At 38.3% G+C, this 18,010-nt stretch carries 13 protein-coding genes; 9 read left to right on the forward strand and 4 right to left on the reverse strand.

From position 1 onward, the window contains the following. Nucleotides 1–12: 12 nt before the first annotated feature. Nucleotides 13–888: a glycosyltransferase family 2 protein gene (locus FFJ24_RS23460; protein WP_138819537.1), complete on the reverse strand. Its 876-nt coding sequence runs from the start codon at nucleotides 886–888 to the stop codon at nucleotides 13–15. 57 nt (nucleotides 889–945) lie between these two features. Here FFJ24_RS23460 and meaB point away from each other — a divergent pair, with 57 nt between their 5' ends. Then, a complete protein-coding gene (meaB, locus tag FFJ24_RS23465) occupies nucleotides 946–1,842 on the forward strand; it encodes a methylmalonyl Co-A mutase-associated GTPase MeaB (protein ID WP_138819538.1) in 897 nt (298 codons plus the stop codon). Between the two features lie 71 nt (nucleotides 1,843–1,913). Here meaB and FFJ24_RS23470 read toward each other — a convergent pair whose 3' ends face one another. Further along, nucleotides 1,914–3,203 carry an aminopeptidase P family protein gene (locus FFJ24_RS23470; RefSeq protein WP_138819539.1) on the reverse strand — a complete coding sequence of 430 codons (1,290 nt, stop codon included), beginning with the start codon at nucleotides 3,201–3,203 and terminating at the stop codon, nucleotides 1,914–1,916. A 171-nt stretch (nucleotides 3,204–3,374) separates the two neighbouring features. On the opposite strand from FFJ24_RS23470, the gene FFJ24_RS23475 reads away from it, so the two are divergent. The 8 genes from FFJ24_RS23475 (at nucleotide 3,375) to FFJ24_RS23505 (ending at nucleotide 15,509) form a co-directional block, all read left to right on the forward strand. Then, complete coding sequence (locus tag FFJ24_RS23475) at nucleotides 3,375–4,721, forward strand: OmpA family protein (RefSeq protein WP_138819540.1); 1,347 nt, start codon at nucleotides 3,375–3,377, stop codon at nucleotides 4,719–4,721. A 97-nt stretch (nucleotides 4,722–4,818) separates the two neighbouring features. Beyond that, nucleotides 4,819–4,956: a DUF6728 family protein gene (locus FFJ24_RS26830; protein WP_317039670.1), complete on the forward strand. Its 138-nt coding sequence runs from the start codon at nucleotides 4,819–4,821 to the stop codon at nucleotides 4,954–4,956. Between the two features lie 11 nt (nucleotides 4,957–4,967). Beyond that, nucleotides 4,968–5,348: a RidA family protein gene (locus FFJ24_RS23480; RefSeq protein ID WP_138819541.1), complete on the forward strand. Its 381-nt coding sequence runs from the start codon at nucleotides 4,968–4,970 to the stop codon at nucleotides 5,346–5,348. 268 nt (nucleotides 5,349–5,616) lie between these two features. Continuing rightward, nucleotides 5,617–6,015, forward strand: a complete 399-nt coding sequence (locus tag FFJ24_RS23485; protein WP_168202541.1) for an EamA family transporter — start codon at nucleotides 5,617–5,619, stop codon at nucleotides 6,013–6,015. Continuing rightward, a complete protein-coding gene (recG, locus tag FFJ24_RS23490; protein ID WP_138819543.1) occupies nucleotides 6,008–8,113 on the forward strand; it encodes an ATP-dependent DNA helicase RecG in 2,106 nt (701 codons plus the stop codon). Before FFJ24_RS23485 ends, recG begins: the two co-directional genes overlap by 8 nt. 653 nt (nucleotides 8,114–8,766) lie before the next feature. Continuing rightward, complete coding sequence (locus FFJ24_RS23495; RefSeq protein ID WP_210419416.1) at nucleotides 8,767–12,045, forward strand: TonB-dependent receptor; 3,279 nt, start codon at nucleotides 8,767–8,769, stop codon at nucleotides 12,043–12,045. Between the two features lie 34 nt (nucleotides 12,046–12,079). Next, complete coding sequence (locus FFJ24_RS23500; RefSeq protein ID WP_138819544.1) at nucleotides 12,080–13,954, forward strand: RagB/SusD family nutrient uptake outer membrane protein; 1,875 nt, start codon at nucleotides 12,080–12,082, stop codon at nucleotides 13,952–13,954. A gap of 262 nt (nucleotides 13,955–14,216) precedes the next feature. Further along, nucleotides 14,217–15,509, forward strand: coding sequence for an MFS transporter (locus tag FFJ24_RS23505; protein WP_138819545.1), 1,293 nt, complete (start codon nucleotides 14,217–14,219; stop codon nucleotides 15,507–15,509). A gap of 490 nt (nucleotides 15,510–15,999) precedes the next feature. Here FFJ24_RS23505 and FFJ24_RS23510 read toward each other — a convergent pair whose 3' ends face one another. Both FFJ24_RS23510 and FFJ24_RS23515 read right to left on the reverse strand, forming a co-directional pair. After that, nucleotides 16,000–16,215, reverse strand: a complete 216-nt coding sequence (locus tag FFJ24_RS23510) for a PLDc N-terminal domain-containing protein (protein WP_138819546.1) — start codon at nucleotides 16,213–16,215, stop codon at nucleotides 16,000–16,002. A 19-nt stretch (nucleotides 16,216–16,234) separates the two neighbouring features. Continuing rightward, nucleotides 16,235–17,989 (reverse strand): ABC transporter ATP-binding protein, encoded by a 1,755-nt coding sequence (locus FFJ24_RS23515; protein ID WP_138819547.1) that lies wholly within the window; start codon nucleotides 17,987–17,989, stop codon nucleotides 16,235–16,237. Nucleotides 17,990–18,010: the final 21 nt, after the last annotated feature.

Genomic DNA, 18,010 nt, shown 5'->3' on the forward strand with positions numbered 1-18,010 from the left:
TTAAATTGAGGCCTACTTTACGATTTTATAGTTTCGGTATTCAAATAAACGTAATCCGGTTAGATCTTCAATTTTTTGCAAAACCCTTCTGCGGAAATTCATTTTTGAGTTTTCTTTCGTTAAATCTTTTTCAAATTTCCAGTTTGCTGCAGCAATTCTTGCCTGCATTACTTTGGGATGGGTACCTTTGAAATGAACCAAACGATCGGCATTATGCATATCGTGGCTGTCTTGCATCGGATAATTTTCTTCAATCCACTCGTCTGTTTGATAAAACTGATTAAAATTCCGCACCTTACCTTGTAGTCCTTTTGGCGGTTTCACCCAGCCATAATGATAAATATAAGCATCAATTAGCTTAACCTTAAGTTTCCTGTCGTTAATCCTGAAGCCTTGGGCATCTCTGTAAGAGTGAACTCCCGGAAGGTTTTTGATAATCCTGACTTCTCTTCTGTACCAACGCCGGGATTCGGCCAGATAATCATAAGAGGCATAAAAATGTTTGTATTTTAAGAGTAAGGCCTCAACATTGCTATTGTTAAGTTCGTCTTCCATTTCTTTTTTAATCAGTGGAAGATAATCTTCATGAATGGCTTCATCGCCCTGGATATAGATCATCCAATCTGTATTTTCATTTATTTCTGCCAGCGCCTTATTGGTTTCATCAGCAAAAACACGCCCCCCTTCACGTATACTTTCATCCCAAATGGTATCAATTGTTCTGATTTTAGGATCAATGCTCTTAATCATTTCAGAAGTTGCGTCTGTAGAGTTTCCCAATGCAACAATAAAATCGTCGCACAATGGCAGCACAGAAAGTATCGCCTCTTTTGCAGGGTAGTCATTAACAATAGCATTTCTTAAAAATGTAAAACCGGTAACTTTCATTGTGGGGCGCTTTGTAGCTGATATTTTTTGTTAATTTGTACAAAGATAGTTTTATTGATGAATACGCATCTATCCATTTTAAGCGAAGTAAAGAAGGGTAATTATAAAGTTTTGGCAAGAACATTAACGCTTGTTGAAAATGATATTAAACCGGCAGATTCGATTTTAAGAGATTTAGATAGTAAGAATAATGTTCCCGTTTTGGGTATTACCGGGCCTCCTGGTGCTGGCAAAAGTACTTTGGTAAATGCGGTAACCGATCATTTAGTTGCCGGGGAGAAACGCGTTGCTGTATTGGCGATAGATCCAACCTCTCCATTTAATTTTGGCTCTTTGTTGGGCGATCGTATCCGTATGGCTGGTCAGTTTAATAATCCAAATGTTTTTATCCGATCTTTGGCTACACGTGGTGCTTTGGGCGGTATTTCGGCAAAAACAATCGAAATGGTTGATGTTTTAAAAGCAGCTAATTTTGATCTGATTATTGTTGAAACGGTTGGGGTTGGGCAATCTGAAGTAGAAATTGCAGGACTGGCGGATAAAACTATTGTTGTATTGGTGCCAGAATCCGGAGATGAAGTTCAGAATATCAAATCCGGGTTGATGGAAATTGCCGATTGTTTTGTGATTAATAAGGCTGATAGAGAAGGAGCAGATACCTTTGCCAATAATCTAAAAAAAATCGTTCATCAAGGCGCAAAGGTTATTCCAATCTTAAAAACTGTTGCTGATAAAAATGTAGGTATAGAAGAATTGTGTAAATGGATTATCAAACCCGAGGTTTTTGATGATAACCGAAAAGCCTTTCTATTTGCAGAAAAAGCATGGAAACTTATGCAGCATCAAAAAATGCAGCATATTGATAAAAAAAGGCTGCGAGAAAAAGTTCAGACAGCCTTAAAACAAGATGATTTTAATATTTATCGTTTTGCGGATGAGTTTGGCAATAGTTAACTGTTGAGATTGCTTATTGCTAAGTCTAACTGTAAACTGCAAATTGAATACTGCCAACTTGCCAACCGGAATTAACTATTCATAATCTCCTCAATTTCTTCAGCTTCTAGTGGGATATCGGCCATTAAATCTATATTTCCATTCGCTGTGATGAGGATATTGTTTTCTAAACGGATGCCCAAGCCTTCCTCCGGAATATAAATGCCCGGCTCTACAGTAAGGATGTTCCCATTTGCAAATGGAGTATATCTTCCTGCAAAGTCGTGTACGTCTATACCTAAGTGATGCGAAGTGCCGTGCATAAAATATTTTTTATAAGCCGGCCACGCTGCGGTTTGGTTCTTTACATCTGTTGTAGATATCAGCCCAAGATTAATGAGTTGCTCTGTCATAATTTCGCCAACTTGTTCGTGGTAAGTATTCCATATTGTCCCTTCGCTAATTAATTTAATCGACGCTTTCATTACGTACAGCACTGCGTTGTATACTTCCTTTTGTCTTTGCGTAAACCTGCCGTTAACAGGAATAGCTCTACTCATATCTGCATTATAATTGGCGTATTCTGCTCCAAAATCGAAAAGTATTACGTCCCCATCTTTACAAACCTGGTTATTATCATTATAGTGTAGTATGTTTGCATTATGGCCGGAGGCAATAATAGGTGTGTAGGCATGGCCTGTCCCTCCCTGACGGATAAATTCGTGTATAATTTCTGCTTCAATTTCATATTCTTTAACACCGGGTTTGGTAAATTTTAATACCCTGATAAAAGCATCGCGGGTTATTGCGCATGCCTTTTTAGTTAATTCGATCTCCACATCCGATTTAACTGCACGTAAATTCCGCATAATTGGTGCCGAGCGTTCATAATGATGCAATGGATATTTTGATTTCATTTTCCCAATGAAACGGATATCGCGATAAGGAACTTCATGAGCATACCGATCATTTTCGTTTGTATTTAAATAAATATGCTCAGCATAGTTAACGATGCTATGTATAATGTTATCAAAATCTTCTAACCAATATACGGACTGAATGCCGGAAGCAGCTTTTGCCTGCTCTTTGGTATATTTATATCCCTCCCAAACTTTGATATAGTCGTTCGTCTGTCTTAAAAACAGGACTTCTCTGTACAAAGGATTAGGACAATCAGGATATAATAGTAAAATTGTTTGTTCCTGATCAATTCCTGATAAATAAAATAAATCAGGATTTTGCTTAAAAACAAAACTCTGGTCACCGCTTCTAGGGGATTCATCACTTGAGTTAAATACAGCTAGTGAATTGCTTTTTAGGTTGTTAGTGAAGTTTTTTCTATTTAAAACAAATAATGACTGATCAATGGTAGGGTATTTCATGAAAATGGTATTTTATATTGGTAATGGCCAAATGTAATAAAATGATTAACTACTGTAAAGTTTGGAACGGAGTTTGTATAAAAGTTTGAAAATTTAAAATTTTGATTAATTTTGCCTTTACTGAAAAATTAATCAATTAAATTGTTTAACCCTTAAAAAAGAAAAAAGATTATGAATTATTCTACTTTAAAGAAAAGTGTTGCGCTTTCTTTAGTGGCATTAACAGGAGTTGCTTCTCTTGCTGTCGCTCAGGATGCTCCTGCAACCTCTTCTGCTGTCAAGGTATTTGGTGGTAGAGGACAGTACAGAACTTGGTCTATTGGTGTACACGGTGGTGTTTTAATGCCAGTTGTTGCTATCGGCGGTTCTAATGACTTTAACAAATGGGATGCTAATTTAGGTTACGGTTTAAATATCCGTAAACAATTAGGTCACTCTTTCGGATTAGAATTAAACGGAACCCGTGGTAAACTTTCAGGTACTAACGAAGGTATTTCTAACCCAGCTGTAAAAGACTTCGAAACTCAATTGCAATATGCTGTAGATTTACGTGGTGTTGTAAACGTAGGTTCTATCGATTTCTTACGTCGTGAGAATTCAGTAGGTTTCTTTTTAACTGCCGGTGCTGGTTATATGGCTTATGCTCCAAAAATTACTACTGGTTCTGGTCAAACTATCGACTGGAAAGGTACTGCTGTAGGTCCTGCTGATGACAGACATGATGCTAAAGATTACGTAAAAGGTTTCTACATTCCAGTTGGTGCTGGTGTTAAATTCAAAGTTTCTGAGCGTGTTAACTTTAATTTAGGTTACACCATGAACTTTGTTGATGCTGATAACTTAGACGGAGTTTATGCAAAAGGTACAACTAAAGATAAATTCTCATACGGTTATGCTGGTTTAGAATTCTCTTTAGGTTCTTCTGCTAAACCAAGTTTAGAGTGGACTAACCCATTAGCTACTATGTATGATGAGTTAAAAGATCCAACTTTACGTCAAGAAGTTGAAGCATTAAAAAACCGTGTTTCTGCTGTTGAGAAATCTGTTGAAGATTTGAAAAAAGATACTGACGGTGACGGTGTTTCTGATCAATTCGATAAATGCCCAGGAACTCCTGCTGGTACTGCTGTTGATGGTTCAGGTTGTCCTCTTCCAAAAGTTGCTCCAGTTGATTCTGTTGCTTCGAATGTAACTGGTTTCGAAAAAATCGGTTTCGATTTCAACTCTTCAGTTTTAAAAACTGAGTCTTACCCTACTTTAGATAAATTATCTTCAGTGTTACGTGAAAACGGTGGTAAAGTAACTGTAAACGGTTACGCTTCAAGCGAAGGTACTGCTGCATATAACTTGAAATTATCTAAAGACAGAGCTAACTCTGTTAAAACTTACTTAGTAAACTCTGGCGTTAACGCTAGTCAAGTTGCTACTAAAGGTAATGGCGAAGCTAATCCAATTGCTTCTAACGATACTGAAGAAGGTCGTATCCAAAACCGTCGTGTTGAAACTGCTAGAAACTAGTATTTCAATATAAGATTTAAGAAAGTCCTGATGAAAGTCAGGACTTTTTTTATGCCTTTTAATTTTCTGTGTTAAGCTTTTTAGCTAAGTTTGTATTATGTACTTCTTTAGAAAAAAGGATCCAAACAGGCCAAATAATATCAATCTGAGAATTATGCATTTCATTAATGCATTGGCCATCTTGATTTTTCTTGCAGGTATTATCTATAAGCTTATTCAATGGCTTGCTAAATAACCCCAATTTTTATGAAACAAATTATTAAAACAACAAATGCTCCAGCTCCAATTGGACCATATAGCCAAGCTGTACAAGCTGGAAATTTTTTATTCGTATCGGGCCAGGTTGCCATTAATCCAGAAAACGGAGAATTAAATATAGGTAATATTGAAGAAGAGACGCACCAGGTGATGCGGAACCTTAAAGCAGTTTTGCTTGAAGCAGGTTTAACTTTTGAGAATGTAGTAAAGTCTACTATTTTCTTAACCGATATGGGAACCTTTGCTCAGGTAAATGAGGTTTATGGACAGTATTTTACTGCTGATTTTCCAGCTCGGGAAACAGTTCAGGTTTCGGTGTTACCTAAAAATGTTAATGTAGAAATCTCTGTAATCGCGGTTGCGGGCTAATTTTTGTAGAAAACAAGAGCAAATATTTTATATCGGGCATTGTTCCTTACAATTATCTGGGGAACAATGTCTATATCTTTGCGTAATATAAAAGGTTTTCAACCATAAGAATTTAGTACTACAGAATATTGGTTTCCATTATTGTTGTTTGGGGAACCACTCTTTTATTCAGAAAGCAAGTAGTAAAAATGATCTAAATTTCTGTTGGTAGCAGGCTCCTTACATGAAATTATGTGGGCTATTATCCTTTTATGCTATATATGTTATTGTGCTAAAATTAATTAAAGATGTAGATAAATTTAATTTTTTAGGCATTCAATTGGTTTTATCCGGATTAATGATGCTGCCTTTGTATTTTCTCAATGCTGCTCCTTTTTCTACCGAAACCTTCTTTTGGTTGCATATATTTTTGATCGCCATTGTATTCAGCATTTTCCAATTTTTTTTAAATTCCTATGCCTTGATGGCAATGCCCTCTTCTGCTCCGGGTATTTTAATTTATCTCAATCCAATTGTTGCTTTTACCGTGGTATTTTTCTACTTTAATGAGAAAATAGATCTGCACCAACTTTTTGCTTATTTGCTTTTACTGCTATCGATCGTTATTTTTAATGCGGCTTTGCTAAAAAGTGTTGTTTTACAAGAAACAGTAGAATATTTTGTTTAATTCGGTATTAGATACACCTGTTGAGTTTTTGAAAGGCGTTGGTACAAGCCGTGCCGATGTTTTGAAGAAGGATCTCGGCTTATTCACTTATCGGGATATGCTTGCACACTATCCCTTCAGGTATATAGACCGTACAAAATATTTTAAGATCAATCAGATTAATCCCGATTCGCAGTATATCCAGATTATCGGGCGTGTAATCAGCAAAAAAGTAATAGGAGATAAAAGGGCGAAACGTATTATTGCTGTTTTTAAAGATGAAACAGGAATTATGGAATTGGTTTGGTTCCAGAGCTTAAAATGGGTTGACGATCACATTACTGTGGGGACAGCTTACGTGGCCTTTGGGAAACCAAGCATCTTTAACGGAACATTCAGCATCTCACATCCTGAAATGGAGCTGTATCAGCGCAAACAGGTGGGACGAGGGAATTTAACCCTGCAGCCTGTTTATAACTCCTCAGAAAAGCTTAAAAAATTTAATCTCGATTCAAAAGGCCTGCAGCGCCTGATTGCGGGTTTATTGGATCAGGTTATTACGCAGGTACCTGAAAACCTTCCGCAGTATATCATCGATAAATATCAGTTGCCGGATAAAAAGATGGCATTGCTGAATATTCATTTTCCTAAAAATCAAAAGGATTTAAGTGCTGCTGAAAGGCGGCTAAAGTTTGAGGAGCTGTTTTTTATTCAGCTGCAACTTCTGCATAATAAACACTTGCGTCAATTAAAATTTAAAGGTGCAACCTTCGATAAAGTTGGTGAAAAGGTAAACCGTTTTTATAAGGAATTTTTGCCATTTGAGTTAACTAATGCTCAAAAACGTGTAGTTAAGGAAATCAGGATTGATACACAACGCGGTGTACAAATGAACAGGCTTGTTCAGGGCGACGTAGGGAGTGGTAAAACGGCTGTTGCATTGATGAGCATGCTTCTGGCAAATGATAACGGCTATCAGGCTTGTATGATGGCTCCGACCGAAATTTTAGCGCGTCAGCACTATGCCTCTATCACAGAGCTTGTAACCCAAGACCTGGTGCGTGTTTCCATTCTTACCGGAAATACTAAAAAGAAGGAACGTACTGTTTTGCACAATCAATTGGAGAATGGAGAAATCGATATTTTGATTGGAACGCATGCATTGATTGAAGATAAGGTTCAGTTTAAAAATTTAGGATTGGTTGTAATCGATGAACAACACCGTTTTGGGGTGGAACAACGTGCTAAGCTTTGGCGGAAAAATATTATCCCTCCCCATATCCTTGTAATGACTGCTACGCCAATTCCGCGTACTTTGGCAATGACCCTATATGGTGATCTTGATGTTTCTATTATTGATGAATTACCTGCAGGCAGAAAACCAATCGAAACAAGGCACCTTTTTGAAGGCCAACGACTTAGAATGTTTGGTTTTATGAAGCAGGAAATTGCCAAAGGAAGGCAGGTTTATATTGTTTATCCTTTGATTAAGGAAAGCGAGAAGTTAGACCTTTTACATCTCGAAGCTGGAATTGAGCAGCTGAGCTACCAATTTCCCCGACCCGATTACCAGATTAGTATTGTGCATGGACAAATGCCAAATGCAGATAAGCAGTTCGAAATGCAGCAGTTTATTGATGGAAAAAGTCAGATTATGGTGGCTACAACCGTAATTGAAGTAGGCGTTAACGTACCTAATGCTTCTGTAATGGTGATTGAAAATGCCGAACGGTTTGGTCTTTCACAGCTTCACCAGTTGCGTGGCAGGGTAGGTCGTGGGGCAGAGCAGTCTTTCTGTATCTTAATGAGTGGTAATAAACTCAGTAAAGAGGGCAAAATCCGTTTAGAAACGATGGTGAGGACCAACAACGGGTTCGAAATATCGGAAATAGACCTTCAGCTTCGTGGTCCCGGAGATATTACCGGTACACAGCAAAGTGGTGTGCTGGATCTAAAACTTGCAGATCTGGCTGAAGATCAGGTAATTTTATCTGAAGCACGAAATACCGTTATTGAACTTTTTTCGGTAGATCCGCAGTTAGAAAAACCTGAAAATGCGATTCTAAAGGCACATCTACAAAGGCTGGAGAGAGGGATTTCTTTTGATAAGATTTCATAAATTTTACTATATCCTTGATTATGATCATTTTTACGGAAAATAAGTGCCTATTAATCCATATATGCCTGTAATTGTATCAATTCGATATTCATACAAGGTGCTCACATTTATAGAAAAAATCTTGATACGAAAACTGGAAAATTAGTTATCATATAAATCTAAATTCTGTTTAAATTACAAAAGAAAGTAAGCATCTAATACCATTTAAATTTTCTCTTTCCATTTCAACGTCTTTTCCCTGCTTTTTGCAATAATATTTGGTGTTGTATTATTTGTCCTACTTCGCGTAGTTTTGTAATGGTTTTTTTACGATTCAGCCCCTCACAATTATTATTTTACCCCCTTTTTTAAATTCGCAATATTCCTATCTTGCGTGTAACCAATTATGAACTGTTAAGTTGACAAGTCTAAGTCAGAGTGTGCCTTATTCAGTAGTTTTATTTAGTATAATTAGTTATGTATCAGATAGGGGATTCATAATGGTTTACGTGATTTATTGATCATTTATCAAACAACAGTCCTACAGGGAGATTGATTTAGATAATTAATTCAATAGATCAAGGTATAATAATGCAAATATCGACAGTTCATGATTACTTATGAATATTAAATTGTATTACAATCAATATCTAACCAAAATAAATTGAAAAACTATGAAAAAAAATCTATTGAGGACTTTTGCCAGAGGTAGCATGTTTCTTGTTTGCGGTGGTTGTCTCGTCTTTTCTCCACTTGCCAGCATGTCTGCCGAAACATCATTGCATGAAAAGGAACCTTTTGATTTTTACAAAATGCCCCTCCAGGATATTATTGTGAAGGGTAAAGTTACAGATGCCAAAGGCCCGATTCCAGGCGTAAGCGTGAAGTTGAAGGGAGGCACAGCAACTACGGTAACCGACGGCTCCGGAAATTTTAGTATTAAGGTGCCTGAAGATGCAACACTCGTATTTACCTACGTAGGTTACGTAGATCAGGAAGTTCAGGTAAAGAACCAAACCAGCATTAATGTACGGTTATCAGAGAATAATCAAAACTTATCCGAAGTAGTAGTAGTAGGGTATGGAACCCAAAAAAAGGCAGTTGTATCAGGTGCTGTAGCATCTGTTAAAGGTACTGAACTTGCTAAATCCTCATCCGTAAACTTAACCAATTCATTAGCCGGACGCTTACCTGGTGTAACAGCCTTACAGGGGAGTGGAGAGCCAGGCTACGACGGTTCTACTATCAGAATCCGTGGAACAAACTCGCTTGGAAATAACAATGCATTGATTGTAATTGATGGTATCCCCAACCGCGCTGGTGGTATCGAAAGGTTAAATCCAAACGATATTGAAAGTGTATCGGTTTTAAAAGATGCATCTGCTGCCATCTACGGTTCGCAAGCGGCTAACGGGGTAATCTTAATTACCACCAAATTGGGTAAATCAGGAAAGCCACAATTTTCATACGACTTTAGTTATGGTTTACAACAGCCTACACGTATACCGAAAATGGCTAATTCCGTACAATATGCCGAAATTCTGAATGAGCTGAATATCTTTGGTTCCGATATTAATCCAAATGAATGGTCGGCGGCATGGAACAGTTTTAAATCTACCGGCTCTTATACTTCTACAACCGGAAAAACAATTAATGCCGCTTATAAGGCTGATGAAATCAGGAAATTTGGCGATGGTTCAGATCCGCTAAGGTACCCCAATACCGACTGGTTTAAAACGACTTTTCAGAACTGGTCGCCTCAGCAAAGGCATAATGTTCAGATCAACGGGGGCAGTGAAAATGTAAAGTACCTGGTTTCTTTGGGCTATCTGGATCAGGATGGATATTATAAAAATTCTGCAACAGGGTACAAGCAGTACGATATGCGATTTAATCTCGAAGCAAAGCTGAGTAAATATATTACCACAACTTTAGGAGTATCGGCCAGAGAAGAAGACCGTAATTTCCCAACAGTTGGAGCTGGTGATATCTTCAGGTTTTTAATGAGGGGACGTCCAAATGAAATTGCGATATGGCCAGATGGCAAGCCTGGAAAGGATATTGAATATGGTTATAACCCGGTAGTATCTACTACAGATTTAACGGGAACTAATAAAGATGTCAGAGATTACTTTCAAACCACAGGTAAGGTAGAAATTAAGATTCCTGGCGTTGAAGGATTAAAAGTAACGGGAACTGCTGCGATTGATAAATATTCTGGCAGACAGAAAAACTGGCAATTACCCTGGACACTTTACGATTGGGATAAAAAAACGTTTCAGGCCGATGGTGTAACGCCAGTATTAACAGGTACGGTACGGTCGCAATATACCGATCCAAGGCTAAGGGAAACTGCTGGCGGGCAATTGGCCATCAACCTGACGGGAATGATTAATTATGATAAAAAAATTGGTGATCATAATATTGGTTTGATGGCTGGGGTAACCCGGGAAAAAGTTGATAATGATGGTTTTACCGCTTTCAGAAGATATTTTATTTCACAATCTGTTCAGGAATTATTGGCTGGTGATGAACGCGAGCAATCATTAGGTAATTTAGATGGTGCCAATGATCCCAATCGTCTTTTCAAACGGGCACGGTTAAGTTATTTCGGAAGGGCTGGATATAACTATAAAGAAAAATACCTTGCTGAATTTCTGTGGCGTGTAGATGGATCGTACATTTTTCCAACTAACAGACGTTTTGGTTTTTTTCCTGGTGTATCAGTAGGCTGGCGTTTATCTGAAGAGTCTTTCTTCAAGGAAAATGTTAAGTTCATAAATAATTTAAAACTGAGGGCATCGTATGGTCAGATGGGTGCTGAAGCTTATTTTGGAGATGTGCTGCAAGAATACCAATACCTCAGCTTAATGAATTTTGGAACATATACCTTTAATGATCTTGTTACTAAAACGCTAACAGAAGGGAAAGTACCTAATTTCAACTTTGGATGGGAAGTAGCCAATAATACCAACGTAGGCTTGGATGCATCCTTTCTAAATAACAAATTATCACTTGAATTAGATTATTTCTATAATAAGCGTACAAACATTCTAATTAGCAGAGGTAGCTCTGTGCCTGAAAGCTCGGGTATTACCGATCGTTTACCGCCTGTTAACTTAGGGAAAGTAAACAACAAAGGTTTTGAATTTAAATTGAGCTACAATGACCAGGTAGGTGATTTAAACTTTGGAGTGAGTGTAAACGGGGGGTATGCGAAAAATAAAATCATTTTTTGGGATGAAACCCCCGGTGCTCCTGAATGGCAGTATTCAACAGGCCGCATAACCAACTCCTGGTTAGTATACGATTATGATGGCGTTTTTAAAGACCAGGCAGAAATTAATGCCAATACATTAAATTATAGCGCGCTAACCAGCACCTTACGCCCTGGCGATATGAAGTTTAAGGATATTAATGGAGACGGCAAAATCAATGCCGATGATAAAATCCGGCTGGATAAAAACGGTACACCAACCTTTACCGGAGGTTTCAATTTAAACCTGCAATATAAAGGGTTCGATTTGTCGGTACTCGTTCAGGGGGCAACCGGCGGAATGCAGATTGTAGGTATAACCGAATCTGGCGATATTGGCAATTTCCTGGAGTGGTCATACCTAAACCGTTGGAGCATTGATAACCCAAGCTCGGTAAATCCGCGTTTATCTAACCGTGGAGCTACCTATTATACTGATAGCAATAATGCATTAAACAATACTTATTGGTTGCGGAGCAATAATTACATCAGGCTTAAAAACGTAGAGTTAGGCTATACCTTGCCAAATACCGTGGTAGAAAAAGTGGGGCTGAACAGTGTAAGGGTTTATGCGAACGGATTAAACCTGGCTACATTGGATAAAATCAAGATCTGGGATCCCGAATCAACCAATTCGAGTGGCCAATATTATCCACAGGCCAGGGTAATCAATTTTGGTATTAAAGCCGCTTTTTAAAGTGTAATCAAGTTTAACCGTTACAATCAAGAATATGAAAGCAATAAATAAAAATATAAAGCTCTATATATTAATTTTCACCATCATTTTTGCAGCATCCTGTAAAAAAGATTTTTTAGATGTAGAATCGCCCGGCCAGGTGCCGGCAGAATCAGTATGGAAAGATCCGGCAACTGCACAGGCCTTCGTTAATGATATCTATAACGGATTGGGTAATGGAGGTTTCTCTGAACAAATGTTAGCTTCTGTTTCAGATGAAGCCTTGTTTACACACCCAACCCGCGGTATAGATCTGGTTAATAATGCTACCATTAACCCTTCTACATTAGGTTGGGTTGACGATACCTGGGCGTATAAACAAATGTACAACCGCATCAGGGCCTGTAATATTACCATTGAAAAAATAACCAGTGGCGATAACGGTTTGAGCAGCCAATCGTTAAAAGATCAGTTATTGGGCGAAGCTTATTTTTTAAGGGCTTACTACTATCAGCAGTTATTGCGTTACTATGGCGCTGTACCCCTTATCACAAAAATTTATGTGCTAGATGATAATTATAATGTAAAAAGAAATACATACGAAGAGTGTGTAAACTTTATTGTTAAAGATTGCGATGAAGCCAGCAGGTTGTTAACAGGCAAAACGTTAGATAAAGGGCGTACTACCGCAACTGCGGCATTGGCCTTAAAATCAAGAGTGTTGATATACGCTGCGAGCGATTTGCATGACAGGGCGAAACTTACTTCTAAAGTTACTGGTATTGCTGCTCAAAAATTAGATTTTTTAAGTTATGCAAGTGGCAGCCAGCCAGACCGTTACCGTTTGGCTCAAACTGCTGCTAAAGCAGTTATGGATTTAGGTACAGGTTATAAGTTAAATCTTTCTGCGCCCGCTTCGGTAACAGATGGCCAGTTAAATTATAAAAGCATTGCCATGGGCGGAGCAAGTAAGGCACCGGGTATAGATGCTACTGCGGCATCAGAACTCATTTTTGCACGTTATTTTATCATCCAGAATAATATTAAACATGCGCAGCAAAATGGGCCGAATGGTTACCATAACTGGGCTGGAAATACACCTATCGGCTTGCTGGTTGATGATTATGAGATGAAAGATGGCAGTAAATTTAGCTGGACAAATACCACACAAAAAGCTAATCCTTATCAGGACAGAGACCCTCGTTTTTATGCTACCGTTTTGTATGATGGTGCAGGTTGGAAACCACGCGATAAAGCTTCGGGTAACGTGGACCCTGCCAGCCAGATCCAAACTGGAGTATACGACTTAATGGATAATGGTTCCCGAATCGACTTTAAAGGTTTAGATACACGTGCGAGTTCTATCGAAAACTGGAATGGCAGTTGGACCGGATACTATTATCATAAATTTATCGATCCGGATCCAACTATTGTTGATGCTTCTATGTCGCAGAATGTACCGTGGCCATTCTTCAGGTATACCGAAGCAGTGTTTAATTTTATTGAGGCCAGTATTGAGCTTGGTGAATTAAGTAAAGCAACAGAGTGGTTAAACAAAATCCGTTTCAGAGCAGGTATGCCAGCGGTAACCGCTACAGATCAGGATGGACTTAGAGAGGTTTACCGTCACGAACGCCGTATCGAAATGGCTTACGAAGAACAACGTTATCATGATACCCGCAGGTGGTTAATCGCTAGCGAAACATTGGGCAGAAAAACCACTTATATTAAGGTTACAGGTAAATTTAAATCTGGCAAAACCATGTCGGCCCCTTATCATTACGACAATACCGTTTACGATTATACCTATACCCCAGTTGTAGAAAATGCACAGGAAAATAGGAGTTGGAATGATAAACTTTATTTCAGGCCATTTAGCCGCGATGAAGTAAACAAAAATAACGCTCTCGAACAAAACCCGGGATACTAAGCGCATCATTTAAAATTCGACCCGATGGATAGTGTAAGGCTATTCATCGGGTTTTTTTGTTTCAGTAAGCTGGTGAGATGAGGATTTGGTAAGAGGAAGAGGATAGAAGTTCAGTTTATATACGCTTATCATCAATTAGTCAGCTCACCGAATAATCAACTCTTTACCTTATCAGCTATCTACATGAATAATCCATCTTAAACATTTATCTATTGCAATTTATTCATTTTCAAAGCTTAATTTTGCAGATAAACTCTTCTCAGTGTCAGATTCAAATCCCAACTCCGTAATCGTTAAACAAGACCCATTCGCTGCCTTGCGGTATAAAGAATTTCGTTCTTACATCGGGCTGAGATTTTTTTTCACATTTGCTTATCAAATGCAAGCTATTGTACTTGGTATCTACATTTATCATTTAACTAAGGATCCTCTTGCATTAGGATTAATTGGACTTTGCGAAGCCATTCCAGCAATAGCAATTGCACTCTATGGTGGATATATTGCAGATAAAAGTGAAAAAAGAGCACTATTGCTTAAAATATTCTCAACTGTATTTTTATGCTCGGTAACTATGCTGGTCGTAACAAGCATTTACATGAAGCCTTATCTATCTAATGATTGGATTGTAAAAATTCTATATGGTATGGTTTTTTGTATTGGTCTTGCAAGAGGTTTTTTCGGCCCCGCAAACTTCTCCTTACAGGCTTCTATTGTGCCGAAAGAGATATATCCAAATGCAAGTACATGGAGTAGTTCAAGCTGGCAATTGGCGTCAATATTAGGTCCTGCAGCAGGAGGTTTAATTTATGGTTTTCTTGGAATTACCGTAACCTATGTTGTGATTATTTCATTTATATTCATTTCATTAATCTGCATCTTTTTTCTAAAAGTGCATCCGCCTAAATTCCTTCCTAAAATGAGTATTGGGCAAAGCTTAACAGAGGGGATACAATTTGTATTTAAAACAAAAATGATGGTTTGGGCGATGAGCCTGGACCTATTTTCGGTGTTTTTCGGGGGGGCTGTAGCCCTTCTGCCTGTTTTTGCCAATGATATTTTAAAAGTGGGAGCCGGGGGATTAGGCTTTATGCGTGCTGCGGCCTCAACAGGCTCCGTAATTACCATGTTGGCAATGACACGTTTTTCGCCAATGGGCAAGCCCTGGCGAAACCTGCTTATAGCGGTTACCGGATTTGGTTTAAGTATTATTTGCTACGGGCTATCTAAGAGTTTCTATTTAACGCTGTTTTTCTTGTTTCTGGAAGGATCATTCGACAGCGTGAGTGTGATCATCCGTCAAACCATCATGCAATTGCTTACGCCTGATGAGATGCGTGGAAGGGTATCGGCTGTAAATAGCATGTTTATAGGTTCGTCAAATGAAATTGGCGCTTTTGAATCTGGTTTGACAGCTAAATTAATGCGAACTATTCCAGCGGTCGTTTTTGGTGGAAGTATGACCATTGGAATCGCATTTATTACCTGGTTAAAAACAAGGCCGTTAACCAGGCTGAGTTTGCAGGATATTAATGAACAAACGAGTAAAGTTGTTTAGTTGCTGCCTAAAAACATTTCGAAGGATTTTCATGCTAAATAAATTCAGGATGAGGATTCCCTTGTAGAATTGTCAACTTTAATAGCCAGTTTGCCAGAAAGTTGACAACTCTGAAATTGTCAGTCTGAGCGTAGTCGAAGACTTCTTGAGATTGATAAATTGCAAATAAATGCCCTTCGACTACGCTCAGGGTGATATCTTTTTGCGATTTCCCCCCTTAATCCCTCATGCAAAATTCACAGCAGAAAAAAAAACTCAGTTATACATTTGCCCTGGCCACCTAAACCCGATGGCACGGATGCCGGTAAAGCATATTGTTTTTATCAATGGTATCGGCAGGAGGAACAGCGGGACAGAACCAAACCGAAGAACTGCTGGAATTGCTTTCCAAAAAACCGTGAGTTGTCAACTTTAAATAAGCAGTTTGCCAGAAAGTTGACAACTCTATAATTTAACAATTTATTGTGCCTTTGTTTCTTGGTGGCGAAAATTAAAACTTCTTATTCTTGCCCCACATGAGGTAAATAATCGAACCCAGAAAGGGAGCCAGCAAGATAATGATGAACCACAATACCTTTACGCTGAAGCTCATTGAGCTATTTCTGGAGATATGATAAATGGCTATTAAGATTAAAGCCAGCCATAAGATGGCTGGTATAATCACGAACAGGGCCACCTGGTTGCTGTTGATTTCTACTAATGACATTTAAATAGATTTTAATTACTTAAGCTTCAACAACTCTTTCGCCAATTTGTTGGCGCCACATGGCCTGATATAAGCCATTTTGTGCAATTAGTTCTTCATGTTTTCCTTGCTCAATAATGTGGCCTTTCTCTAAAACATAAATTTTATCGGCATGTTTTATCGTTGATAAACGGTGCGCAATCAAAATGGTAATGTGATCGGTTAAATCTGAAACCGAACGAATGGTTTTGGTAATCTCTTCTTCCGTAATCGAATCGAGCGAAGAAGTTGCCTCATCAAAAACCAAAATATCTGGCTGACGGAGCAGCGCTCTGGCGATTGATAAACGTTGCTTTTCTCCTCCCGAAACCTTTACGCCACCTTCACCAATCAGCGAATCCAGACCTTTATCAGCCCTTGCCAATAAAGTTTGACAAGCAGCCTGGTTTAATACTTTATAACATTCCTCATCTGTAGCTTTAGGGTTTACAAATAACAGGTTTTCTCTTATCGTTCCCGAAAACAGCTGTGTATCTTGTGTAACAAAACCGATTTTTTCGCGTAAGGCATCAAGATCGATATCGTTACTTGGAATACCATTATATAAAATCTCACCATCTTTTGCCGGATATAAACCCACCAATAGTTTTACCAGTGTGCTTTTTCCAGAACCCGATGGACCAACAAATGCAATGGTTTGCCCGTGATGGGTTTTAAACGAAATATTCTCTAAAGCATTTCTATTAGCTGTTAGGTGTTTGAACCCCACATTGCTAAAGGTTAAATCCTTAATTTTTGCTATAGAAGTTGGATTTTCAGGTTTTTTATCAACTGGTGTACTTAAGATCTTTTTAAAGTTACCTAACGAAACTTCAGCCTCACGCCAGGCGAGTATTACATTCCCTAATTCCTGCAAAGGACCAAAAAGAAAGAATGAATAGAATAAGAAAGAGAAATACTGTCCCGGAGAAATGGTATTGTCGAATATTAACAATAACAATACAACAATCATAGAACTTCTAACCAGGTTTACCGTAGTACCCTGAACAAAACTCATACTACGCACATACTTCACTTTTTTAAGTTCTAAACCTAAAATTTTGTAAGTGGTTTTGTTTAATCTTTCTATCTCCTGATCGGCCAGGCCTAAACTTTTAACCAGTTCGATGTTTCTTAGCGATTCGGTTGTTGAACCTGCCAAAGCCGTAGTTTCACCAACAATAGAACGTTGAATGGTTTTGATTTTGCGGCTTAAAAACCAGCTTACAAAACTGATGATCGGGATTGCAGCGAAATAAACCAATGTTACTTTGTAGCTGATCGAAACCGAATACACGATTACGAAAACCATCCCAATTAAACTTACAAAAAGCACACTGATAAACGAGGTGATAAACTTTTCGGAGTCTAAACGTACCTTTTGTAAAATACCAAGTGTTTCGCCACTGCGTTGATCTTCGAAAACCTGGTAGGGTAATTTTAAAGAATGCTGTAAACCATCTGCATACATTTTTGCCCCAACTTTTTGAACGATTACGCTGGTAAAGTAATCCTGAAAGTTCTTCGCAATACGCGATACCATTGCTGCACCGATGGCAAGGCCAATGAAACCTAAAGCGCCCCAGATATAGGTGCTTTTATCACTAAAAGATGCTCTTTTGTTGATGTATAAATCCAGAATCCTTCCGGTGAAGTAAGGGTCCATTAAAGAAAAGCCAATATTGAAACCTGCAAGCAATAACGCCAGAACCACAATCCACTTGTGGTTTTTCAGGTAGTCTAATAATAATCCCATTAAAGTTTTGTTGTTTTGAAT

This window comes from Pedobacter sp. KBS0701, from assembly GCF_005938645.2.
Lineage (GTDB): Bacteria > Bacteroidota > Bacteroidia > Sphingobacteriales > Sphingobacteriaceae > Pedobacter.